Raw genomic sequence first — 24,128 nt, 5'->3', positions numbered from 1 at the left:
CTTTGATTCTATGGTTTTTCATTAACTAATAAAAACCCAAAATAGCGCCATACCGAAAACAAAGTCTCACCACTGGAGCCTTTCATGTCCGAGCAGACACCTATTCAGCAGCAAATTATCGACGCCTTTAATTTTCGCCATGCCTGTAAAGTCTTTGATCCCGAGCGGAAAATTCCCGGGGATCAGTTTGAAACGATTCTGGAGGCTGGCCGCCTCTCCCCCAGCTCCTTTGGTTTTGAACCCTGGCAGATTCTTGTTATTCAGTCTCCGGAAAAACGGGAGCTGCTGCGGGAGTTCTCCTGGGGTGCCAATGGTGCTTTTAACGGCAGCGCGGGCCAGCTTGGCACCGCCAGCCACTTTATGATTATGCTGGCGCACACCGACAGCACCATGAACCACAACTCTGAATACCTGCAACAGCATCTGCGGGAGGTTAAGCAGCTGCCGGAAGAGATTATTGCCTTTATCAATCAAGCCTATAAGAAGTTCCAGACCCATGACTTTGGAATCAAAGGCAAGCGTCAGATCACCGACTGGGCCGCCCGTCAGGCCTATATCGCGCTGGGTAATATGATGACTGCAGCGGCGCTGCTTGAGATCGACTCCTGCCCCATCGAAGGTTTTGAAATGGCTAAAATGACTGACGTCTTGCAGCAACATTTTGACATTGACCCGGAGCGCTACCAACCTGCTGTGATGGCAGCCTTTGGATACCGTGCCGGAGAACCCGGCTTTGATAAAACCCGACGCCGCGCCGACCAGGTGGTACAGTGGTTCTGATCAGCAACGCCCGAGGGGAATAGACCCTGAAAACAGGCAGATTAGCAGAGCAGTCAATGCTATGCCGCTCTGCGTCTGATCCAGAAGCCATCAGACTGACGGGCTAACCGTCGACATCGGTTTAAGACAGAGGAACATGACCATGACAAAGTGCATTCTTATTACCGGTGCCACCGATGGCATCGGACTGGAAACGGCAAAGGCATTGGCCCTGCAAGGGCACACCCTGCTGTTACATGGGCGCAGCACTGACAAACTCAAATCGGTACAGCAGCAATTGATGATGCTGTCTGAGGATCTGAAAATCGAAACCTATCGGGCCGATCTCTCGGAACTGAACCAGGTGAAAATACTGGCAGACGCGATTACCCGCAACCACGGAACGCTGGATGTATTGATCAATAATGCCGGTGTACTGAAAACCAGCCAGCCCAGAACCGTCGATGGACTCGATCTCCGTTTTGCCGTCAATACCTTAGCCCCCTATTACCTGACCCAACGATTACGGCCCCTGTTTCCACCATCGGGCCGGGTTATCAACCTCTCCTCCGCCGCCCAGGCTCCGGTCAGCATTCCAGCCCTTGAAGGCCGGGAAGTGCTGACCGACGATATGAGTGCCTACGCTCAAAGCAAACTGGCGCTGACCATGTGGAGTCGTGTGCTGGCCCAAGGATCTCCCCGTGGCCAGCCACTATTTGTTGCCGTTAACCCTGGCTCGTTACTGGCCTCAAAAATGGTCAAGGAGGGGTTTGGTATTGAAGGAAAAAGCCTCTCGGTGGGCGCTGACATTCTGGTTGAAGCGGCCCTGTCGGAGCGCTTCAGCCAGGCGTCAGGACTCTACTTTGATAACGACGCTGGTGACTTTAATCACCCCCATGCCGACGCCCTGAACGATAGCCGATGTCAGGCTGTGGTACGGGCTATCGAATCCGTTCTTGAACGCCACACCGGATCTGCGCTGTTATAGCAGCGCCGCACCGGATTAAAGAGCTGCTTATCCTATACGGATCACCCGCTTTCCGGCCTTTTCTTTACGGATAAAATCTCTCTGGGCCTGCTGCAGTTCATGAAGGGGGTAAACCTGAGCAACCTGGGGGCTTATCTCCCCCTGTTCGATATAGCGAATCAGGTTGTCAAAAACCTGACGCGGCTGCCAGGTTGAACCCAGCAGTGACAGATCTTTCAGATAGAGGGTACGCAGATCAAGCTCAACCAGAGGCCCGGCAATGGCCCCGGAGACCACATAGCGCCCCCCCCGAACCAGCACCTCTAAAAGCTCTGACCAGCTGTCACCCCCAACCAGGTCCACAACCACCTGCACACTTTCGGTCGGCAGATGCTCCAGAAGAGGGGCATCACGACCGATCACCTGGTCAGCCCCCAGCTCTTTTACCACCTGTGATTTATGCTCAGAACAAATGGCGACCACCTCCGCCCCTCGCCGCTTAGCTAACTGGATCGCAGCAGATCCAACACCCCCCGAAGCCCCAGTGATCAGAACCCGTTCACCGGCTTTAAGACCGGCCCGTTCCAGCATCCCCTCTGCCGTGGAGTAAGCGCAGGGAAAGGATGCCAGCTCCTCATCCGTCAGTGTACTTTTAACCGGAAAGACCTCATGCACAGGAGCTACGGTATATTCCGCAAAACCACCATCACACTCCGAACCGAAGGTCTCCAGTTCATAGGGTAATGCATCAACGGTGGGAGAATACATTGGGCGGACCAAAACACGCTGATCGATAAGCTGGTGATCAACACCGTCTCCTGTGGCAATAACGGTTCCGCAACAATCAGCCCCCTGAATACGGGGAAAGCTCAGAGGGCTACCCGACCAGGAGGCATCACCATGGTTCAATGACTCAAAACCGATCTCTGAACCCCGGTTCGTAGCGTCACGGATACTCTTGGAGTACCAGCCAATTCGCGTGTTGATATCGGTATTATTGACGGCACTGGCCCCGACCCGGATCAGAACCTCCCCGGCAGCAGGAAGAGGAACCGGTAGATCCTGCCTGTACTCCAGCATCTCTGGGCCACCGTGACCGACTAACACAACACCAGACATTAGGTCTGGAATAGAATAGCTTTTCATAGGCGTTCGCTCGTTTCTGTTGATTGATTATCTGCATCAGCGTTCATGTCAGAATAAAAAGACACTGTCATTCAATCAAACGAATATATTTAACCTGGTTATTCAGATAAAATGAACTACCCTATAACGCCAGAAGCACCCAAGCCATGAAATCGATACTAAACCTCGAACTACTCAATACTTTTTCCATCGTTGTCCAGGAAGGTGGGTTCAAAGGTGCTGCTGAAAAGCTTTTCCTTTCTCAGGGGGCTGTTAGCATGCAAGTAAAGCGGCTCGAAGAGCAGCTTGGGGTATGCCTGATGCAGCGAAACAATCAGGGGATTAAGCTCACCTCCCACGGTAGTGCCCTACTGAAATATGCAGAGCAGTTTCTTCAACTCAACAACGAAGCCCTTAATGCTCTTAGCGAAGCTCCACTGTATGGAGAGTTGCATTTTGGCGTGCCTACGGACTACGCCCAGGAGCTGGTCAAATATTTTATACCTCAAATCAAGCGCTCCTTTCCCGAGCTGAATATCAGGGTCACCTGTGCCCGTAGCCGACACCTCAGGGATAAAATCAGACTGGGTGATCTGGACATGGCCATTGTGACAGCCGAAGCGGAGTTTGACGAAGAAACACTCTGGACGGAAAGGCTTCTTTGGGCTGCGCCCACAGATCTGATTCAAAAAGAACAAAAACCACTGCCGATCGCTTTTTTTGAAGGAGACTGCCTTTTGAACGAGCTTTTTCTGGCTGATTTAAACGCACTAGACAGGGAATACACCACCGTGATGACCAGCCCGGAGCTGGCAAACCTGGTTGCTGCAGTCACCAGTGGTTTCGCCGCCGCCCTACTGCCCGAGTCCAGTCTTTCCGGTCATGATCTGCAGAATATTCAGCCCGTGGCAGGGCTACCTCAAAACCGTGTATTAAGCATGAACCTGATACATGCACCTCAGCTTAATCATCAGTTCCTTGAGCCATTACGCCAGTGCATTCGCAGTGCGGTGAAATTAATGCTCTCCCGGACATAATGTTCTATATGAAATATCGTCATATGCCCCCCGTTTGAGTCTTCCCCTTTCTGAGCGCCTATACTTTCTGAGCGCCTATTATAGTAGACACGCAGCTTCCGGTGCGCAGGAAGCACATCACACAATAGTATATGTCACCAGAATATTACTTTACTTATCTGCCAGCCGGGCCCAATAATAGTTTTATGATTACATCAGGCTTTATCCACCATAAACACTCCACTCTGTTGGCCTCATTACTCTACTGGGCCTGTGCCGTTTTTTTATTGCTAAGCTTTGCCGATAACCGCAGCGAATACCTGAAGTCTGAACAGGAAGAGGGGATTCGCCGGGAAGTTGCCCTGGTGCGTGCCAAGCTGGAAGCGAAAATTTTTGAGCACATTTATAAAGCAGAGAGTCTGGCCACAGTCATCACAATCGACCCGGATTTTGCACTCAAACGTTGGGACCAGATCGCCAAAAAACTGCTGCAACAAACGCCTTATGTACGCAACATAGGTGCAGCCCCAGATAACATCATGCGCTATGTATATCCTCTCGAAGGAAATGAAAAGGCCCTCGGTTTTGATTTTAGGACTAACCCCAGACAATATGCATCTGTTCTGAAGGCTAAATCATTAGGTAGTGTTTATCTGGATGGCCCCCTGGAGCTGGTTCAGGGTGGGCAGGCAGTAATCGCCCGCTTTCCCATTTTTCGGGATTATCCGCTAAATACTGACTACTGGGGAAGTGTCAGTGTCGTTTTGGACTATGGAAAACTCCTGGCAGATACAGGCATTTATACTTTGAATAACGCCAGTGTCGCCATACAAAGACCTTATCCGAAAAGCCCGGAGCCTGTTACCTTCTTCGGTGAGGCTGAGGTTTTCAACCAGGCTGATCTGATGTTACCAATTCATCTGCCTAACACAGAATGGGTATTAGCAGCCCGGTTTACGCATTTATCACCGGATCTGAGCCTGGTGTACCTCTTAGGTTTAGGAGGCTTTTCACTGCTTTATACCTCCCTGCTGGCACTGGTCAGGGCTTACCGTATTTCCCATAATGCTTCGCTACAGGATGAACTGACCCACCTGCCGAACAGGCGCTTTGTCATCTCATACCTTGAAAAGCATACCTCAGAAAAGGCGTCCACAGATTTCACCCTGCTTAATATCGACCTGAATAACTTTAAAGTCATTAACGATAGCCTGGGCCACCACACCGGTGATCTCCTGTTGCAGCATATCGCCCGGCACCTGCGGGGTGCCGTTCGCAAACAGGATGTGGTTTCACGCATCGGGGGTGATGAGTTTCTGATTATTCTGGCATCAGTCCGCCATGAGTCAGAGGTTACCCAACATATTGAACGCATCAGAGCACACCTGGCCAGGCATCCCCTTGAATTGGGCGACCGTGTTCTAGAACCTTCATTAAGCATTGGTTACGCCATCTTCCGAAGGAAGAAACCCCGCACGATCGAAGAGCTGCTGAATATTGCCGATCGCCATATGTACGAAAATAAAAAGGCGGCCAAGGCCGGTCACCCTCTAAGCACCTGAGTGATCCGTTTCCCTCACCCAGCCGTGACCGACAGGTCTATCCCAACAGACACACAGGCGCAGCAATCCGGTTGATTTATTGGCATGATACATGGATGTATCATGACCATAAAAAACAAGAACAACAGGATGCCGGATATGACCTCAGCGACACAGAACACACCACAGCCTTCCCTGCCCGATCAAACAACACACAGTGAAAGCTTTTACCTTGCCACACCTTTCGGGCAACTGTTTGCCAAACGCTGGACATCCGCCGGATCTCAGCAAACATCCGCCCTGTCGCCACCTCAGGCCGCCCCATTTCTGCTGTTCCACGATTCACTGGGTTCCGTGGAACTCTGGCGGGATTTTCCACAACGCCTGGCGGAAGCAAGCGGCCGTGACGTTATCACCTATGATCGACTTGGCTTCGGTCTGTCAGACCCGGTAACAGAACCTATTGATATCAACTTTATCGCTCTGGAAGCGGAGCGCTTTATTCCACTGATTTGTGATTACTTCCAGCTAGAGCGCTTTATCGCTTTCGGTCATAGTGTGGGTGGCTGTATGGCAGTCTACACCGCCGCACAACACCCCCACCGCTGTGAGGCGCTGATTACCGAATCAGCCCAGGCTTTTGTCGAAGAGCTGACCCGTGATGGCATTCGTGATGCGGAGGCGTTGTTCCAGGATCAGAAGCAGCTGGATCGGTTGGCCCGTTACCATGGCGAACGTACCCGTTGGGTACTGGACTCCTGGATCAACAGCTGGCTTTCACCCACCTTTGATCACTGGGCTCTCGATAGCGCTCTGGCAAATGTTACCTGCCCCACCTTGGTGCTGCATGGGGAGCTGGACGAATATGGCTCTGCGGCTCAGCCTGCACATATCGCAAACGGCGTTCAGGCAGAGGTTCAGCTGGAGCTACTGCCGGGAATACACCATGTTCCCCACAGAGAAAACCCGGACCTTATTCTGGATAAGGTGGTATCTTTTCTTAAGCAGTCACTGAACTAAAATTGCCAGAGGAGTTTTCCATGCTGACCGATCAGAATCTGATTCAATTTCGCCACACACTGCACCAGCACCCGGAACTCTCCGATCAGGAAACAGCCACCGCGCAACGTATCAAAACCATCTTTCTCAGTTTTAAACCCGATGATGTGCTGGAGAGTATCGGTGGTCACGGGCTGGCCTTCTGTTTCAATGGCCAGGCATCCGGCCCCACAACCCTGATTCGCTGCGAGCTGGATGCCCTGCCCATTCAGGAGATTAACGACCTGCCCTACCGTTCGGTATGTGATGGTGTTTCCCATAAATGTGGGCATGATGGCCATATGGCGATTGTCACTGCGTTAGGTAGCCATCTGGCAGAAAACCGCCCTCAACGGGGTCGGGTCATCTGCCTGTTCCAACCGGCGGAGGAAACCGGTGCTGGGGCGGTCAATGTCGTTCGCGACCACCAGTTCGACCGGCTGAAACCGGATTACTGTTTTGCCCTGCACAACCTGCCCGGTAAACCCCTGGGCACGGTTTACTGCAAACCCGGTGCGTTTAATTGCGCATCCAGGGGGATGATTATTCGTCTGAAGGGCAAAACATCCCACGCCGCCCATCCGGAAGATGGCATCAGCCCCGCACTGGCCATGAGCAATATCATTCAGCAACTGAATCAGCTGCCCCAACAGCAAGAAAAAGGACAGATGACGGGCTTTAATCTGGTCACCGTGGTTTACGCCCATCTCGGGGAGATCGCCTTCGGCACAGCCCCTGGCGAAGCCACCGTGATGGCAACACTACGCACCTCCACCAACGAAGCGATGAATCACCTGATCGAACAGGCCACCACTCTGGTTCAGCATCAGGCGGAACAACATAAACTCAGCTTTACTCTGGAGTGGGATGATGTCTTCCGCGCCAGCGTCAACAGTGAACGCGGTTATCAGATCGTCAAAAACGCCTGCGACATTACAAACACACCACTGGTAACACCGGATGAAGGTTTCAGATGGTCAGAGGATTTTGGCATCTTCACCGACGTTGCCGAAGGCGCCATGTTCGCCCTCGGCGCAGGTGACACCAGCCCGCAGCTGCACAACCCGGACTATGACTTTCCCGATGAACTGATACCGGTGGGGTTCAAGCTGTTCAGGGCGATTGTTGAAGGGCTTAATGGATGAAGAAATCCCACCTAAAAGAGATCGGCCAACACTCCAGTTAGCCGATAAAAAAGAAAGTTAAGAAGCACTCATTCAAACCGTTGTTCGCGCTCCTCATTTCTTAGCTGTTCTCGCTCTTTTTCTTCTTCAATATTCTTTAATACTAGCTTGGCAGAGTTCGCAATTCCTGTACAAGAGTGCAATGTTAAAGCACTAATCGCATCAGCTCTATCTTGCATTATGCTCGCTCTGCTACCAGACCAAGAACTAGGGCTAACACGGTTAGAAAATACATTCAAAATATCAGCTGGCTCTGGAGCCGCCTCTAAAAACTGGATTGCAGATTTTGTGAGAGAAGTTTCATTTCCTTCTTGTGACCAAAGCTCGATGCCTAAAGCAATGGTTCTCCAGATGCTAGTATCGCTCTTTTCACGGCACCACGAGATCAAAACATCAATATTGATTTTAGAAAGGAGTGATTGCTCATCATAGTCTGTACTGATAAAGAACCGGCGATTTTCAGTGCCATCAAAGAGATAGTCGAGGAATTTTTCTGGCAACATGGATGCTGTTGTTACTATCGCATCCCTAAACTCATGTATGTGACCATAGTTTCTGTCGATAAACATAAAGATAGCGTCAAGCCATTCACATTTTTCTGCATCATTTTCTTCGAAGCATAGTGCAGATTTTACGACGCTTTCTAAGTAATGCTTAGTCATCTGACCAATATTATCATGACCTCTGGAAAGCCTCTGTATCGCTGCTTGAAGTCCTATCTTTCGCCAGTCAGCCCCAAGTACATCCTGAGCTTCATCCTTGCCGCTCAACTTCATGCACAGTGCATGCAAAATTACGTCATCTCCACTCGGTTTGCTAAGTAGCTTTTGAGCTAGATTAAGCACACGATATGTAGGCAAGCTGGCATATGTATCTCTACATAAAATGGGATCATATATACAGGGAGATATCTCTGGATCATCCAATAGAGCCATACAGCGATTTAAATCAGCCTCAGTAAATTTTGACCAAGGATGCAAGCCAACCAATACACGTTTTAGCTTGGTATGATGGCAGCACTGGTCAAGTAACTCCTGCGCTAGCGCTGGATCAATTACATCCACCTCTTCGATGAATCCTGCAAAGATGTCATAGTTCATTTGGGCTTCAGGCTGCAGATTCAGGTAGTCTACGAGCTGCCGCCATGTTAATTTCAGGTCATGACTTCCTTTAGCAAGCCCTCTCCCGAAGTCAGTTCGATGAGGTATATAGCCAGTGCTGAATATGTTGAAGCCCAATTCATCAAGATGAATGCCTGACGTAGCAAAATCATTACCTAACTGAAGTGCTTTGTCTTGAAGGTATTCCTGAGGTTTATCCCAAGAGTCAGGGTTTCCGGTTTCTGTACCTAGTGAAAAAACATTACGATCCTGAGTCAGGACATAAGTCATTATGTTTGGAATCAAACCCTGCGGTTCTAAGTCTTTATCCAATGCAGCAAGGTTGGCTGGTAATAATTCAAAGTCATCCTTGCCTTTTCGCCTTGTATGATTGAAATAAATCGTTGAACGAATGGCTTTCCAGCCTTCAATCCAAGGGGCGTGAGTATGTAGTTTACGGGCGGCCTCAACGAGCGTTTCTCTTATTACGGCTTGCTTCCAAAGAATGCCAAATCTTGTGGCTAGCGTTTGTCGTGCGGCATTCTCAAGATCAGGATCACCGGAAACACCGATTTCCACTGCAAGCTCTATAAATGCACGTCGCCACTTAGCAAGCTCCTCGTAATTGGGATGAAAACCAAAATCTCTGGGACGGGCACCAAACTCGCTAAGACCAGATCCAGACCAGCTTGGCCCGCCTAAGGCTGTTGAAAGCATATCGAAACCCAAAGCCCGTCGCTCTGCCATATCGGAGTCAAAGCATTCCTTCATAATTGCTATGCGTTGCTCTAGGGAAGCGTGAGTGCCTGATAGATATGGCTGAAAAAACCTCTGAATTTTTGCACGAACAGGGTCGTAATTGTTATCTGGGGCCTCATGATCCGCTACGCAGATCATGAGGTTAATGCATCTGTCAAAAGTATTGGATTCGTAAGCCAGAGATTGCAACAGATTGAGAATAGTTGTGCGTAGTTTATTGTGAGGAGTGTCCATACCCGCAAAATTATTTAAGGTAAGTTCCGCTTCGATCCTATCTAGTAATATTTCAGGGGCGACTGGTGCCACATATTGTAAAATTCTTGACTGCAGGTTATCCAATGTTAATAACTGACTAAACAGCCCATCAGGCTGTAGCCAAGCCTCGACAATCTCTATTGCAACAGGATGATCATGTAAAAGCCCTAACCTATGTGCAAATGACATCAGCAAGCGCTCACGTCCAGGCGCTTCAAAAGTAGCTCTTATTTGATCTGCAGGGATAGCATCCAGAGCAGATTTAGCCAGCCGATTGGCAATAGCATGGGGTAAAATAGCCCGCCAATGCGCTCTTTTCTGCACCACATGCCGATCCATCAATTTAGAAACAGATCTATAAAGCTGCCTTGGCGAGCAATCTGAAAGCGAAGCCAAAATGTCTAGTTCTGAATCACCGTTTTCAGGCGTAGAAAGCGAAAACGAATAGACCAGAGCTAAGACTTCAGCTTGCTCTATAAGACTCTCATCAGTGCCCTTAGCTTGTTGAAATAAGCGTTTGAATAGCTGAGAGTCAGAAAGTGAAGCAAGACTTTCTCCCTCACCAACCCTTTCAGCAATTGCCAACGAAACTCGCGCATTACCATCTGAAAACTCTGCAATTCGCCGAGCATTTATCTGACCGATATGAGGAAACCGGCGCATCAAAAGCTTTTCAGATACTTCAGGGCCGTCAGCTTCAATATGAATAACTTCGGTTGTCTGCGGTTTATCATCCTGAATATCGTACTCAACTGTAATCAATTTGACTTCAGAGTCTAAAGAAGCAACTTTGCCAGCCAATCTCGAATGAAGTTCAGAAGGACAATTGTCCAGAACCATGACAGCCCTTCGATTCTCATCGATCAGGCTATCCAGCATTGCTGTTGCAGAAGGGTTTGGCTCTTCACCTGTATCGACGTAAACCGCAATAGTGCGATCCAGTGCATTGGTTCCGACATCTTCATCGAATAAAGCCTGAACGATTCTGGTTTTACCAACACCGGATAATCCCGTAATGCGGACTGCTTTATTAGTCGACCGAATGAGATCTCGCATGGGATCTATTGCATCTTTGATGATAAATTTTTGACCACTCTTTGACGGTAATAAGATTGATACTCCGGGTAAGATAATCAGCTTATCAATATCATCTTGTGGAGGACGGCTCCAAGCACCATATGCTTGCCAGCCTGAATATCCTTGGCCTAGCTTATCTTTCACCCATAGCAGAATAGAAGGATGCTGCCGCACCCATTGAGCTAGTTTGGATCGATCATAAAAATCAAGATGTAGGTCGTTACTATTAGGATCATTGTTCACCGCCTCATGCATTGCTTCTAGCCGTACTTTCTTCATAGGAGGCGAGCAGTCATCATCTAAGCTGACGATAATGTAGCTTCCTTTTTTAGAAGCCTGATCTGAGATCGTTGGATGCAGTTTATTCTTTGCACGCATCTCATCTTTTATCTTTCCGGCCGTCATCGAGTGTTTTTTGGCCTGAAAGATAGTATCCGCTCTTTCAATAAAGCCTGAGCTTAGATGATCAGTAGGAACCTGTACTCGGATATCCACTCCACCGTCTGGGGCGTTGATTGAGCCAGACCAGCTTACGTATGCAGGGCTATGCCCCTGAGCAGCGATTTCGGCTTCAGCTAAACGCGCTATTAATTCTTCCAGCTGTACATCTGACAACCGAAGTAATTCATCCTTAGAAATATCAAAAATTGCCACAGCGCCCTGCTCTCCATTCCACCTGAATCAGCAGTGAGCATACATGAAGCCAGCCTCTAGACAAGGCTAGGAAAAAAATAGGATGTTCGTATAAATCCATGACTAGATTGTTGAAGAGCTTAATGGTTTTGCGGATGCGACCAGATAAGACGATCTATGGGATTGGCACACAGATATCCACAACCCCTCTCAGAAAAAGAGTCTGTGTATAAATAGGCAAAAGAGGAGAAGCACTGACATTTCAGGGGGCTGAAATGGAGATGGCCCCGCCAGCCACACCCCGGCACACGAGTCGCTCGCTGTGGCTGCTTCCTTCCGGACCTGACCAGGTTCACGAGGTATCGTTGCGGGGGACCGACAGGGCCACCACGATTTTTGTCTGGCAAGCATCAGATCAGATGCCTGAGCTGTGCCGAACAACGGGCGTAATTCTAGCACTATCAATTAGTTAGACACAACCTTAGATTTGCCCTTTTCCCTGAAGGATATTGAACGGAGAGGGCGTTATCCATTCATGGCCGGATAACGCTCTTTATGGTGCTAAAGATCAGGGTTGTAATCGATTTCGTAAAACCCATGAAGATATCAGCAAATAGCAGTCTTTTCCCCTTATTTAGCCGCATAAAAAGCGATTTTATCTTTTTTAAGCTTTTGGTAATTTTTTTGTTGACGCCGAATTCTACAGACATAGAATGCCGCATCTTTTTTGAGCCAGCCCTTTGTTATTAATCCTTTGTACACATGATCAAAACCGGCTTATCAATAATGGCAAAGCGCATAAGCGTTAAAGGCCGGTCGTTCGGAAAACCACCTACCCTTATACACAAGAGCAATATCCGGCTTTAAGGAAAAACCATGACTGAAAACCCAATACACAAACGCACACTTGGTTGGCGTGAAGCCCTATCCATCCCCTCTCTGGGTGTAGAGGAGATTATTGCCAAAGTGGACACCGGTGCCCGCACATCCGCTATTCATGCTTTTTTTGTTGAGCCTTTCAAAGCGGCAGACGGTCGTGACTGGGTTCGCTTTGGTTTACACCCGTTACGTCAAGAGCAGCAACCCGAACTCGTTGTGGAAGCACCGGTAAAAGATCGTCGCCAGGTCAGCGATTCGGGCGGACACAGCGAAGAACGTTATGTGATTGAAACTGTATTGAAAATTGGCGATGAAACCCTGGTTGCAGAAGTAACCTTAACCGACCGAGAAACCATGGCCTATCGCATGCTCCTCGGGCGTACCGCCTTACGGGGACGCTTTATTGTGGACCCCGATCTCTCCTACGCCTGTTCCGCACCACAACGGCACCCTAACGCTTAAAAGCTGCAACCGCTGTTGTCTGAAAACCAGACCAGCGGCACTCATTTTATAAGGAAGCCCTATGAAAATCGGCATTCTATCCCGTAATGGAAAACTCTACTCGACCCGCCGTCTGGTGGAAGCCTGTGTCAATCGCGGTCACGAAGTTAAGGTCATCGATACCCTGAAGTGCTATATGGACATTACCTCATCGTCCCCGGCAATCTGGTATCAGGGAGAAAAACTGGAAGGCTTTGACGCCATTATTCCGCGCATCGGCGCATCGGTGACCCAGTACGGCTTATCGGTAATCCGGCAGTTTGAGATGATGGGCGCTTACACCCTGACAGAATCGATCGCCCTGGGGCGCTCCCGGGATAAACTACGCTCTTTGCAGCTGCTCTCCCGCAAAGGGGTTGGTATGCCAAAAACCGGCTTCGCCCACAGTGTTGATAACACCAAGGCGCTGATCGATCTTGTGGGAGGCGCACCTTTAGTGATCAAGCTGACAGAAGGAACTCAGGGTAAAGGGGTTGTTCTGGCGGAGACCCGCAAAGCGGCGGAAAGTGTGATCGATGCCTTCCGGGAGCTGGAGGCGGATATCCTGGTTCAGGAGTTTATCAAGGAGGCGGGAGGTTCCGATGTACGCTGTCTTGTCATCGGTAAGAAGGTTGTCGCCGCCATGGAGCGTACCGCCGCTGAAGGCGAATTTCGCTCCAATCTGCACCGTGGTGGCACCGCCCAGCTCACCAAGCTATCACCGGATGAACGGGCTACCGCCATCAAAGCGGCCCAGTGCATGGGACTAAATGTGGCCGGTGTCGATCTCTTGCGTTCCAACCGGGGGCCTTTGGTCATGGAAGTTAACTCATCACCGGGCCTGGAAGGAATCGAAACCTCAACACAAAAAGATGTCGCCAGCCTGATTATTGAGTTTATAGAGCTCAATGCCAAACCCAATAACACCAAAACCCGCGGTAAAGGTTAAGATCCGTTTCAGTAGGTGGCTCACACTGCACCTGCTGATATAGGTAAAAAAGTTTGCTTATTTGAGACTCAAAGTAGCCAACGCTGAACCGGCAAATAGCCGATCAAATACCGCTCAAAGGAAGACGGCAGACATGAAAGCGAGCCCTTTTGAAATCAATGGCCATACCCTGAACCCGGGTCAACGCCGCACCCTCAAAATTCCGGTGGCCGGTATGGTCACCAATACGGATGTTAATCTGACGATACAGATTATCCATGGTAAAAAACCAGGACCGGTACTTCTGATCTCAGCGGCAATCCATGGCGATGAGATCAATGGTGTCGAAATCATTCGCCGACTACTGAAACAGCGCTCACTGGCGAACCTCTCCGGCACTCTGATTGTTGTGCCCATCGTCAATGTCCACGGATTTATCGCCCATAGCCGCTACCTACCCGATGGCAGAGACCTGAACCGCAGCTTTCCCGGCTCCCAGAAGGGGTCTCTGGCGGGCCGTTTGGCACACACCTTTCTGACCAAAGTGGTCTCCCATGCCACCCATGGTATCGACCTGCATACAGGGGCACGGCACAGAGCCAATCTGCCTCAGATACGGTTTGATCCGGAAAATAAAACCGGCACAGAGATGGCACACGCATTTGGCCTGCCGGTGGTACTGCACTCTGAAAGCAAAGAAGGCACGTTCCGCAAAGCGGCAGCCGATAGTGGCATTCCGGTTATTCTCTATGAAGCGGGAGAGGCTTTGCGCTTTGACGAGGTCTGTATCCGTGCAGGGGTCAATGGCATTATCAACGTGATGCGCCTGCTGGGCATGATACGTAAAGTGAGGCGAAAAAAAGAGACGCAGGAGGCCACCGTTGCCCTCAACTCTGTCTGGGTTCGTTCACCCACCAGTGGCATTTTGCGGACACTGCTCCCGTTAGGCGCTCGGACAACCCGGGGCAGTGTTATCGCTCTGGTGGCCGATCCTATGGGTGAGTTCGAGGTTGAGGTAACAGCCCCCTGCGAAGGGATTGTGATCGGCCGGGTCAACCTGCCACTGGTACACGAAGGCGAAGCCCTGTTCCATATCGCCCGTTTTAAAGAGGACGCCAGTGATATTCTCGACCAGGTGGAGGCCTGGAATGAGGAGCTGGAACCGGATACGCCTATGGAGCCACCTTCCCAGCCGGATATTGCACCGATTATTACCTGATATGTCTCCGGACTTCTCCGGACAAAATAAACCCCTCGCCTGTTCGTGCTACTCAGAGCTGAGAACAGGCCATCTCTTTTCAGGCAAGCCGACCTCTTTTCAGATGGAAAAGTCCTTTCTCTCCAGGCCGTGTTTTTTCATCAACTCGTTAAAGGTACGTCGGGGCAGATCAAGCTCCTCCAGCAGAGGTTGCACCTGTCCCTTATGGCGTCGAAGCGCATTTTCTAACAGGGTTCGCTCAAAACTTCTCATCTGGCACTGCAGGCTGACACCGCTTTTCGCTGCAGGCGTTTTCATCAGCTCAGAGACTGCCAGCTTCTGCCCCTGACGACCGAAGACAAAGCGCTGGGCGATATTTTTGAGCTCCCGCACGTTACCGGGCCAACGGTGCTGCATCAGTTCCTGAAGATCCTGAAGATTCGGCTCGAAGGGCTCTCGGTCATAATCCTGGGCCAACTGATAGATGAAGTGTGTGAATAACAGCGGAATATCCTCTCGCCGCGCCCTCAAAGGGGGAATATGAATCTCAGCCACATTAAGACGAAAATAAAGATCTTCCCGAAACTCACCTTGTTCACTGGCCGCCTGCAGGTCAGTTTTAGTGGCGGCGATTAAGCGAAAATCCAGATCCACCAGCTGATTAGAACCGAGACGCTCAACTTTCATCTCCTGCAAAACCCGCAGCAGCTTTACCTGCAGATTAAGGGGCATGGTTTCAATCTCGTCGAGAAAAACCGTTCCGCCCTTGGCGTATTCCAGTTTACCAATGCGCTGACGATCAGCACCGGTAAATGCTCCTTTTTCAAAACCGAACACTTCACTTTCAAACAGGTGCTCAGGCATGGCAGCGCAGTTCAGAGCAACATAGGGTGCGGCTTTGCGATGGCTGAGCTGATGCAGGCAGGTCGCCACCTGCTCTTTGCCACTCCCGGTTTCACCATGAATCAGTACATTGACCGGCAGGTCTGCCAGATCCAGAACTGTATCTCTTAGGGCCTGCATCTGAGGATTTTTTCCCACCAGCAGAGAATCAAGGAGATCCGGTGATTCAATGCTGCGCCTCAAACGACGATTGTCCAGCACCAGGGCCCGTTGTCGCAGGGCATGACTGACAATGCGGATAAAGTGATCCGGGTCAAACGGCTTCTGCTGAAAGTCATAGGCCCCTTTGTGCATGGCGCTAACCGCCATATCGATATCACCATGACCGGTAAGCAGAATCACCGGCATTTCAGGATCTAAAGCCAGGGCCTGCTCCATTAGATCGATGCCCGTCATACCCGGCATACGGATATCCGTCACCAGAATCCCCGGATAACCCGGTTCCAAATGAGCCAGAGCCTGCTTAGCATCGGAGCAGGTAACGACCTGAAACTCTTCCAACTGGAGGCATTGCTCCGCGGACAGACGCATATTCTCTTCATCATCAACAAAGAGTACCGTCAGTTCCGACTTAAAGTTGTTTGGTTGAGATCTGGTATCAAACATCACAGGTCATTCCCTTCTGTGGCCGGATGGACTTTCTGGTTCCGGGGTTGAAAAAGAGGCAGGCAGACACGTATCTCGGCGCCCTGATTATTACGGGCATCAATCTCGCCGTTATGCTCCATCAGAATGCCATAGACAATAGAGAGTCCCAGCCCCATCCCTTCACCGACCTCTTTGGTGGTAAAGAAAGGGTCGAAAATCGACTCCAGTACCTGATCATCAAAACCAGGCCCATTATCATGAATAATAACCTCCGCATGACCTTGCACCGCTCTCAGGCGGATCACGATGCGTTTGTCAGGATTATCAGAGCTGTGCAGAGCTTGAATACCATTACTGAGCAGGTTAACGAATACCTGCTCCAGTCGCACCGGATCGCCGGCTACAATAAGCTGCGGATCACCCTCAATCACAAGGCCGATCTCTACCTGATCCCGCTGACTCATATGATCGACCAGTAGCAGGGCGTTCTCAACACTCAATCGGAGGTCCACCGCCTCTCGGCGCTTCTGGCTCTTGCGGGCAAAGGTTTTAAGGTGGTTGATGATCTCCCCCATTCGACTGGTGAGGGCAAAAATACGGCTGAAGTTTTCTCCAGCAGCATAGCGCTCCCGTGCCACCAGTTTTTCACCATTTCGGGCAAAAGTCTGAATTGCCGACAGGGGCTGATTAAGCTCATGGGTGATACCCGCTGACATCTGCCCCAGTGCCGCCAGCTTACTGCTTTGAATCAGATCGTCCTGAGCACGACGCAAGGCCTCATGGGCCTTCTGCCGCTGTTCAATCTCATGGGTTAATTGCAGATTGCTTTCGGAAAGCTCCTTTGTGCATGCCTCAACCCGTTGCTCCAGTAAATCATGGGCCTCTCTCAGTCGGTCAGCCACACGCTTGCGCTTCATCAGCATATAGGCCAGTAGCCCCACCAGACTGGAGAGCAGCAGTCCCAGAAAAAAGGCGTTAATAGCCGCTTCCCTGGCCCCTAAAGCACTGGCCATGATATGCAACTTCCAGGGACTGTTGGGCAGCGCCTGCGTCAGCCAAAGATAATGTTTACCCAGTCGGGGACGCTCAACAATCCGAATCAGGCGATAATCCTGAACCTCAGGATCCCGCAGGATCGGTAACGACTTTATGGGATAATCCAGATATTTTCGATCAGCCCTCAGGCTTTCTCTTTGCTCGGATGTCAGTTTAAAGAGCGCATTAAAACGCCAGCTCGCCTCGGTACTGCTGAAAATAATATCATTGGCATCGGTAAGAAATACTTTCTCTGCCCCCTGCTCTGCCCAGAGCTTTTCCAGAGGGCGCATGCTGACCTTTAGCACAACCACCCCGGCAACTTCATCATTCAGATACACCGGGTGTGACAGAAACAAGCCGGGAATTTTAGTGGTCACACCGATAGCAAAAAAGATACTTGGCTGGCCCGCCAGTGCATTAAGAAAATAGGGACGATAACGATAATTCACCCCCAGGTAACTGGTTTTCTCTTTCCAGTTACTGGTAGCGATCGTGGTACCCTCTGTGTTCATCAGGTAGATGTTGAGGGCATCAGTTCCTTCACTGAGAGATTCCAGATGAGCGTTCAGCGCCTGGCCTTCCATCTTCAGCTCTGAGTCATACAGGAACTCCAGCACCTGATCATCCTTCGATAACATCAGTGGCAGATAGGCATGGCGTTTTAACTCACTCAGAACCACTTTTTTATATAGATTAAGCTTAAAGTGGCTTTCCTGCTCCAATTGAGCCAGGGTGCTGTAGTAGGAGTAATGGCTTACCCCTGCGGTTAGCAGCAAACAACAGACCACCAAAAACGTAATCGCAACAGGATAGGATATAAGACGAGCCCGGCCAGCGGACACAACCGGATCATTCAAAGTCAGCCCCGAATCAATCACAGATAAAACATCAAAAAGGCTGTTCAGAAAGAACAGCAATAAAGGCCGAGCATATCAAAATATTCGGCCCCTCAGAAAAAAGAAAAGCGGCCAATTTTTCAATTGACCGCTTCTTGGATTTAAGCAGCTTCCGCACTGACAACCCGATGAGGGTTTACCGGTTCTGCCCGGCGACTCAACACAAAGAGCACCAACAAAATGGCAAAGCCTGCCAGCTGAGCTACCAGCCCCAGATCCGGCCACAGCATAAGACCTGCAGCAGGCACCAGTAAGATACGCTGCCAAAGCTGAAGCGGCCCTTCAAGATGATTTTCAAAGAAGCCCGCTAATGCGTACATCCCCAGACAAGCAAAGATAAAGATCTGCAACACTTCCGCCAGGGTTCCCCCTATTAAAGGTGTATAGACGAACAGCAGCGGTACCACATACAGAGCCTTAGCAAAACGCCAGGCCATAAAACCTGTGCGCATCGGATTTGCCCGGGCAACAGCTGCTGCCGCAAAGGCTGCCAGACAAACCGGTGGTGTGACGTTACTGTCCTGAGACAACCAGAAAATAATCATATGAGCCGAAATCAGGCTAATCGTCAGCGTTTCTGCGGACAACCCCTGCTCAATCACCATATCCAGGGAGTCGGATGGTAACGTTGCGATCACCTGTTGCGCCTGCGCCAGGGTTAACCCCTGTGGTAATGCCTCGGCAAGACTCGGCAGGCTCAGAGTAATCATAGCGCTTGCCATACCTTCAACCTGACCACTCATCAGATAATCGATCAGATGGGATTCATTCATCAGGCTGTAAAGCGCTGGAGCAGAGAGCGTACCCAGTACAATATAAGACGCCGTCACCGGAAGCCCCATGCCCACAATCAGTGAGGCCAGAGCAACCAGTACCAGGCTGATCAGCAGACTACCGCCACTCCACTGACTGATCATCAGTGAGAAAGTATTACCAACACCGGTTGTGGTAACCACATTGATCACCAGGCCCACCGCAATCAGAAGAACAGCCGTCGGGATCATATTGTATGTACCCTGCACCATGGACCCGGCGATATCACGCAGCCCCATAGGGTTCGGCGACAACCAGGAGGCGATCACCACACTCAGAATACTGAAGCCTGCCGCATAGGTTGGTGTAAAGCCATAAATCAGTAGTACCACCAACACAACGATAGGTACCAGAGAGTGCCAGCCACGCTTCAGAATATCTATGGCCCGGGGCGTTTCCTCTTCCACAACCTGAATATTCAGGCGCTTGGCCTCGATACGCACAAAGAAAGCCACCGACAGGAAATAGATCATCGCGGGCAAGAAGGCCAGTGTAATAATTTCCAGATACGGCACCTGTGTATAAGACGCCATAATAAAGGCACCCGCCCCCATCACCGGCGGCATCAACTGACCACCGGTTGAAGCCGCTGCCTCAATACCACCTGCATAGACCGGACGAAAACCAGCTCGCTTCATCATTGGGATTGTGATCACACCGGTCGATACCGTGTTAGCTACGGCAGAACCTGAGATTGACCCCATCAGCGATGAACCCACAACAGCAACAAGACCAGGCCCACCAATCATACGTCCGGCAACGCAACGGGCCAGCTCAATAATAAATTCTCCGGCACCGGAACGTACAAGAAAGGCACCAAACAGAATAAACATATAAACATAGGTTGAGCTGATCCGGGCAATGGAACCGAACATACCTTCATTAGAAAAATAGCTGCGAAACAGCAGAGTTTCAGCTGTCAATCCCGGGAAATGAAAAACCCCGGTCAGGTACTTTCCCCACCATGCCACATAGGAAAGTGCGATCAGAATCATGACCGGAATAACCCAGCCACTGGTACGGCGGGCAAACTCAACCACAAGGATCACCGCTACAATGGCAGCCAGCCAATCCGTACTAATAAAGGTAACGCCTCGGGCATAAAGTGCAGATTCTCCCAGCATCAGGTAAGCCACAACAACAAGGCTTAACCCCCCCAGCAGAATATTGATGCCCCAATGGAAAGTTTTGGTTACACCGGTTTTATCCTTACCTGTCCGGTAAAGCAGCGCACAGAGGAAACCAAACATGCCAAAATGCATGGCCGATAACCACAGTTCAGACATATTACCCAAGGTGTTGAAGTAGATATGGCTTAACGCGACAAAAATACAGAAAGCAAACGTGAACTTGCCAAACCAACCCTGGGTTTCCGGCTCAGGAACCGCTGATTCCGGGTCGGAGGATAAGTGAGCATCCAACTCTTCAGGTGTAGGCGTATCCTGAGGCTCCCGGTCAGCCCTATGACTTAATGACTGTTGATTCATAAGAGGGTCCTTTTAAAACGCAGATTTGCGCAAAAGCAGCTGGTGGCCTGAAAAAACAACAGGCAACCAGCAAGACTTAAAGAAAAACAAAAAAGGGCAAGACCATAATAAGCAAGACTGCCCGTACCCGAGTGATGCCATGCCGGCAACCGTGTGAGCTACGGGAGCCGGCGTTGCTCAGGCAACGATGCAGTGACACCCTGCTAAGGATTCAGATAGGCCCTGCCCTGAAAAGGTTAAAGCAAGGCGTCCGGGATCTTTACGCCCTGTTCACGGTAGTAACGCAGAGCACCGGGATGCAGCGGAACCGGAAGGCCATTGATCGACGTTTGCAGTGACATTTCGGATGTGGCTTTATGGATATTCTTCAGGAAACCTAAGTTTTCATAGATCGCCTTTGTCAGCTGATAAACATCCTCTTCACTCACGTCATCACGCACCGCCAGGAAGTTAGACTGAGCCATAGACTGAACAGGCTGAGACTGATTCGGATAGGTATTTGCCGGAATGGTGTACGGCACCCAAAGCGGGAATTTCGCATTCACTTTGGCTAACTGATCCTCCGTCACACCCAGCAGAGAAACCTCTGTATTGGTATCCGCCATCGCACGGGTCACGGCTGAAACCGGCATGCCACCCGAGGTGTTCATACCCTCAATTTTACGGTTGCTGAACGCATCCGCAGAGGCGCCATACCCCAAGAACGCCAGATCAAACATCTCGTCCGGGTTGATACCCAGCTGACCGAAGATATATCGGTTGGCACCTTCTGTGCCTGAGTTACGCTTGCCGATAGAAAAGCTAGCACCCTGCAAATTCTGCAGATCATCCAAAGTGCCGGTTTTTACTTTATCTTTTGTAACCAGAAAATGTTCAACCTGAGGCCACAACATGGTTACTGAGCGCAGATATTCCTGAGGCCCCGCATTCGTCAGAGGGCCTTCACCATTTTTTGCCCAACTGCCATACAACCCCATCAGAATCGCAAACTGCGCCTGATTTTCACGCAATAACTTAACATTTTCGCCAGAACCGGCAGAGCTGATAGCCGACAGGGAGATCTTATGTGTAGGTTCCAGCTTCACCTTAGTCAGTGTGCTGACAGCCACACCCACAGGATAATAGGTGCCGCCGGTCGTTGCTGTCGCAAAGATATACGACTTACTGTCCTGCGCCTGAACGCCTGACGTAAAAGCAGAAGCGGTCAGTGCCGCAGCCATCGCAGTGGTTTTAACAAACGTGCTTTTAAAAATAGAACTTTTCAAAACAGTACCTTGCATCAAATGTTTCATTGTTATGTATTCCTTATCTTTTTTATTTTTGTCTTGCCTGATTCCAATAGGAGAGGAATCTGTACAGAGATAAAGATTGCAAGGCGTGGGCCAAAAGCAAAACCCTATAACACATTGATTTTAAAGAGATAAAAAAGATAAAAAAATACCCGATCAGCAAGATCCTGCTGATCGGGTATTTTAAATCGGCGAAATTTCGCTCATCGGTCTGTGGCAGATCACTCAGTGAAGATACTCACCTTCATTTTCACCCTCGTCCCCTTCGGGACCTTCAGGATAAGTGATGACCCCCATATTCTGGCAGTCACTCACTAACTGCCGGGTATACTCCATCACATTAAGCAGAAAGTGGCGGAACTGGCTGAAAGAAACACCAGCCCGGGTATGTAAGGTATCCATCATAATCAACTTGGGTAGGGCGTCGTCCGAGACTTCCACAAAGACTTTCAGGTGCGGAAAAGCGATGTTGATCCGCCCCATCTCAATGGTCAGCGGCAGAAGCGCTGTGGGGCGAAGCTCCACTTCCGTGGTCAGCACCAGATGATCCGACTCGACAAAAATCCGGCTATCAAGAACACCATCCAGCTGCTGCAGATCGGTCAGGTGCAAGCCTTCGCAGTGCTCACAGATGTAGTTCGTGGTTGAGCCTTCATTTAGCCAGCGCTGGACCTGATCACTGTCAGGTACAAATAGGGGTTCCATAGTCGCCTCAATTAAGTGGGAAAAACCGGTTCAGTCATCGGTGTTATTATTCCGGCTATTATAACGGGCTGCATCAGTGCCGACTAGGAAACTCGCCCTCTAAGTCATGACCATCGCAGCATTTTTCTGCTTTTCCCCCGACAGATCCCGCCTATGGTTTTTATGAACAAAATAGCCTTTAAGAAATAAAAAGCCTTTAAGTTCATAAACTTCTGCTTCCTCTCTGCCTTAACTATGGTTGACCTGATGTTCAACTTGCCATGAACAAGCCTGAAAGGCTCCTGCTGCCATTCTCAGGAGCCTTAACCGGGCATGATGTTAAACGAAATGAAAAGAACCCGATAAAAATAATCAACGAGGTCCCCATCATGAAGACACCATCTACCTTCGCTCGCCGCACGCTACTGAAAATGGCCGCGGCTATCGCGTTTACCGGTGCACTCTCCGTTCCTCTGTCTGCCAATGCGGCTCAGGCACAGGTCGACAGTATTCATTTTCTGGTGCCTGGTGGTGCTGGCGGCGGCTGGGACGGTACCGCCCGTGGCACCGGTGAAGCGCTGAAAAAATCCGGTCTGGTCAAAAAGGTCTCCTTCCAGAACCTATCCGGAGGAGGTGGCGGTAAAGCCATTGCTTATCTGATTGAAACCGCTGAACAGCAGAAAAATACCCTGATGGTGAACTCCACACCTATTGTCATTCGCTCTTTAACCGGTGTATTTCCTCAATCCTTCCGTGACCTGACACCCGTCGCCGGTACGATCGCGGATTATGGTGCCCTGGTGGTTCGCAACAATAGTCCCTACAAGCACTGGAATGATGTGGTCGCCGATTTCAGGGAAAGCCCCCGTAATGTGAAATTTGCCGGTGGTTCTACCCGAGGCAGCATGGATCACCTGGTTCCAGCTGCAGCGATTAAAGAGGAGGGTTTTGATCCTCGTTCCCTGCGTTATATTGCCTATGATGCCGGAGGTAAAGCGATGGCAGGGCTACTTTCCGGTGAAGCAGATCTTCTGTCCACCGGGCTGGGTGAAGCACTGGAAATGGCAAAAGCCGGCCAGGTTCGTATTCTGGCCACAACAGCACCAAAACGCACCCCGGATGCTCCCAATGTTCCAACTCTGAAAGAGATGGGGAATAACACCGTATTCGCTAACTGGCGGGGATTCTTTGGTGCCCCCGGTATGAGTGATAGCAAACGTGATGAGTTGGCTAAAGTACTGGGTGATATGTACGACACTGAAGCCTGGGAAACTGTACGCTCCCGTAACGGCTGGGTTAACGACTACAAACCTGCTTCGGAATTCGTCAGCTTTCTTGAGTCCCAGGAAGAACAGGTTGGCAGCCTGATGCGTGAGCTGGGCTTTCTGAAGTAAACACCGTGTTGCTCTGAGTGAACAACAGCGGCTACCTATGCCTGAAAGCTCTGTTAGCCGCTGACCTCTCCATCATTCTGCTTACTATTTAATATAG

Annotated in this window: 17 protein-coding genes and 1 other RNA gene; 10 read left to right on the top strand and 8 right to left on the bottom strand. The window is 50.2% G+C overall.

Translation table 11 applies throughout. The features are described 5' to 3' along the window. The first annotated feature begins 84 nt into the window (after window positions 1-84). Together BTA35_RS12645 and BTA35_RS12640 are read left to right on the top strand one after the other, a co-directional pair. A complete protein-coding gene (locus tag BTA35_RS12645) occupies window positions 85-780 on the top strand; it encodes an NAD(P)H-dependent oxidoreductase (protein WP_078320166.1) in 696 nt (231 codons plus the stop codon). Window positions 781-922: 142 nt separating this feature from the next. Then, window positions 923-1,747, top strand: a complete 825-nt coding sequence (locus BTA35_RS12640) for an SDR family NAD(P)-dependent oxidoreductase (protein WP_078320165.1) — start codon at window positions 923-925, stop codon at window positions 1,745-1,747. A 27-nt stretch (window positions 1,748-1,774) separates the two neighbouring features. On the opposite strand, the gene BTA35_RS12635 is transcribed toward BTA35_RS12640, so the two are convergent. Beyond that, complete coding sequence (locus tag BTA35_RS12635) at window positions 1,775-2,872, bottom strand: alcohol dehydrogenase family protein (RefSeq protein ID WP_202931253.1); 1,098 nt, start codon at window positions 2,870-2,872, stop codon at window positions 1,775-1,777. 146 nt (window positions 2,873-3,018) lie between these two features. On the opposite strand from BTA35_RS12635, the gene BTA35_RS12630 reads away from it, so the two are divergent. The 4 genes from BTA35_RS12630 to BTA35_RS12615 all read left to right on the top strand — a co-directional run bounded on the left by BTA35_RS12630 (window position 3,019) and on the right by BTA35_RS12615 (window position 7,591). Then, complete coding sequence (locus tag BTA35_RS12630) at window positions 3,019-3,888, top strand: LysR family transcriptional regulator (protein WP_078320164.1); 870 nt, start codon at window positions 3,019-3,021, stop codon at window positions 3,886-3,888. Window positions 3,889-4,073: 185 nt separating this feature from the next. Then, complete coding sequence (locus tag BTA35_RS12625; protein ID WP_160055192.1) at window positions 4,074-5,429, top strand: diguanylate cyclase domain-containing protein; 1,356 nt, start codon at window positions 4,074-4,076, stop codon at window positions 5,427-5,429. A gap of 138 nt (window positions 5,430-5,567) precedes the next feature. Next, a complete protein-coding gene (locus BTA35_RS12620) occupies window positions 5,568-6,428 on the top strand; it encodes an alpha/beta fold hydrolase (protein WP_078320162.1) in 861 nt (286 codons plus the stop codon). Between the two features lie 20 nt (window positions 6,429-6,448). Next, entirely contained in the window at window positions 6,449-7,591 is a 1,143-nt protein-coding gene (locus BTA35_RS12615; RefSeq protein WP_078320161.1) for an amidohydrolase, read from the top strand. Between the two features lie 68 nt (window positions 7,592-7,659). Here the strand turns inward: BTA35_RS12615 and BTA35_RS12610 are convergent, their stop codons facing one another. Together BTA35_RS12610 and ffs are read right to left on the bottom strand one after the other, a co-directional pair. Beyond that, on the bottom strand, window positions 7,660-11,475 hold the full coding sequence (locus BTA35_RS12610) for a basic helix-loop-helix domain-containing protein (RefSeq protein WP_078320160.1): 3,816 nt from the start codon (window positions 11,473-11,475) through the stop codon (window positions 7,660-7,662). A gap of 264 nt (window positions 11,476-11,739) precedes the next feature. Next, an RNA gene (gene ffs / locus BTA35_RS12605) (signal recognition particle sRNA small type) lies at window positions 11,740-11,835 on the bottom strand. Between the two features lie 495 nt (window positions 11,836-12,330). Between ffs and BTA35_RS12600 the strand changes: the two genes are divergently transcribed. The 3 genes from BTA35_RS12600 (at window position 12,331) to BTA35_RS12590 (ending at window position 14,960) form a co-directional block, all read left to right on the top strand. Beyond that, window positions 12,331-12,795 (top strand): ATP-dependent zinc protease family protein, encoded by a 465-nt coding sequence (locus tag BTA35_RS12600; protein ID WP_078320159.1) that lies wholly within the window; start codon window positions 12,331-12,333, stop codon window positions 12,793-12,795. A gap of 61 nt (window positions 12,796-12,856) precedes the next feature. Beyond that, window positions 12,857-13,762, top strand: coding sequence for a 30S ribosomal protein S6--L-glutamate ligase (rimK, locus tag BTA35_RS12595; RefSeq protein ID WP_078320158.1), 906 nt, complete (start codon window positions 12,857-12,859; stop codon window positions 13,760-13,762). A gap of 133 nt (window positions 13,763-13,895) precedes the next feature. Then, a complete protein-coding gene (locus BTA35_RS12590; RefSeq protein WP_078320157.1) occupies window positions 13,896-14,960 on the top strand; it encodes a succinylglutamate desuccinylase/aspartoacylase family protein in 1,065 nt (354 codons plus the stop codon). Between the two features lie 99 nt (window positions 14,961-15,059). On the opposite strand, the gene BTA35_RS12585 is transcribed toward BTA35_RS12590, so the two are convergent. The 5 genes from BTA35_RS12585 to BTA35_RS12565 all read right to left on the bottom strand — a co-directional run bounded on the left by BTA35_RS12585 (window position 15,060) and on the right by BTA35_RS12565 (window position 22,658). Then, window positions 15,060-16,448: a sigma-54-dependent transcriptional regulator gene (locus BTA35_RS12585; RefSeq protein WP_078320156.1), complete on the bottom strand. Its 1,389-nt coding sequence runs from the start codon at window positions 16,446-16,448 to the stop codon at window positions 15,060-15,062. After that, window positions 16,448-18,325, bottom strand: a complete 1,878-nt coding sequence (locus tag BTA35_RS12580) for a sensor histidine kinase (RefSeq protein ID WP_160055195.1) — start codon at window positions 18,323-18,325, stop codon at window positions 16,448-16,450. The genes BTA35_RS12585 and BTA35_RS12580 overlap by 1 nt, the downstream gene beginning before the upstream one ends. A 140-nt stretch (window positions 18,326-18,465) precedes the next feature. Further along, window positions 18,466-20,664 (bottom strand): TRAP transporter permease, encoded by a 2,199-nt coding sequence (locus BTA35_RS12575; RefSeq protein WP_078320154.1) that lies wholly within the window; start codon window positions 20,662-20,664, stop codon window positions 18,466-18,468. 236 nt (window positions 20,665-20,900) lie between these two features. Continuing rightward, entirely contained in the window at window positions 20,901-21,929 is a 1,029-nt protein-coding gene (locus BTA35_RS12570; protein WP_238377588.1) for a TAXI family TRAP transporter solute-binding subunit, read from the bottom strand. Window positions 21,930-22,178: 249 nt separating this feature from the next. Next, window positions 22,179-22,658 carry a YbjN domain-containing protein gene (locus BTA35_RS12565; protein WP_078320153.1) on the bottom strand — a complete coding sequence of 160 codons (480 nt, stop codon included), beginning with the start codon at window positions 22,656-22,658 and terminating at the stop codon, window positions 22,179-22,181. Between the two features lie 368 nt (window positions 22,659-23,026). On the opposite strand from BTA35_RS12565, the gene BTA35_RS12560 reads away from it, so the two are divergent. Continuing rightward, entirely contained in the window at window positions 23,027-24,031 is a 1,005-nt protein-coding gene (locus BTA35_RS12560; RefSeq protein ID WP_430522267.1) for a tripartite tricarboxylate transporter substrate binding protein, read from the top strand. The last annotated feature ends 97 nt before the right edge of the window (window positions 24,032-24,128 follow it).

It is taken from the genome of Oceanospirillum linum, assembly GCF_001995095.2.
GTDB classification, from domain to species: Bacteria; Pseudomonadota; Gammaproteobacteria; order Pseudomonadales; family Halomonadaceae; genus Oceanospirillum; species Oceanospirillum linum.
This window is presented reverse-complemented; position numbering and strand designations above follow the sequence as displayed.

Coding starts and splice junctions, on each gene's coding strand:
- BTA35_RS12645 (WP_078320166.1), top strand. CDS start 85: ATGTCCGAGCAGACACCTATTCAGCAGCAAATTATCGACGCCTTTAAT.
- BTA35_RS12615 (WP_078320161.1), top strand. CDS start 6,449: ATGCTGACCGATCAGAATCTGATTCAATTTCGCCACACACTGCACCAG.
- BTA35_RS12560 (WP_430522267.1), top strand. CDS start 23,027: ATGAAGACACCATCTACCTTCGCTCGCCGCACGCTACTGAAAATGGCC.
- BTA35_RS12630 (WP_078320164.1), top strand. CDS start 3,019: ATGAAATCGATACTAAACCTCGAACTACTCAATACTTTTTCCATCGTT.
- BTA35_RS12635 (WP_202931253.1), bottom strand. CDS start 2,872: ATGAAAAGCTATTCTATTCCAGACCTAATGTCTGGTGTTGTGTTAGTC.
- BTA35_RS12590 (WP_078320157.1), top strand. CDS start 13,896: ATGAAAGCGAGCCCTTTTGAAATCAATGGCCATACCCTGAACCCGGGT.
- BTA35_RS12600 (WP_078320159.1), top strand. CDS start 12,331: ATGACTGAAAACCCAATACACAAACGCACACTTGGTTGGCGTGAAGCC.
- BTA35_RS12585 (WP_078320156.1), bottom strand. CDS start 16,448: ATGTTTGATACCAGATCTCAACCAAACAACTTTAAGTCGGAACTGACG.
- BTA35_RS12575 (WP_078320154.1), bottom strand. CDS start 20,664: ATGAATCAACAGTCATTAAGTCATAGGGCTGACCGGGAGCCTCAGGAT.
- BTA35_RS12620 (WP_078320162.1), top strand. CDS start 5,568: ATGACCTCAGCGACACAGAACACACCACAGCCTTCCCTGCCCGATCAA.
- rimK (WP_078320158.1), top strand. CDS start 12,857: ATGAAAATCGGCATTCTATCCCGTAATGGAAAACTCTACTCGACCCGC.
- BTA35_RS12625 (WP_160055192.1), top strand. CDS start 4,074: ATGATTACATCAGGCTTTATCCACCATAAACACTCCACTCTGTTGGCC.
- BTA35_RS12640 (WP_078320165.1), top strand. CDS start 923: ATGACAAAGTGCATTCTTATTACCGGTGCCACCGATGGCATCGGACTG.
- BTA35_RS12565 (WP_078320153.1), bottom strand. CDS start 22,658: ATGGAACCCCTATTTGTACCTGACAGTGATCAGGTCCAGCGCTGGCTA.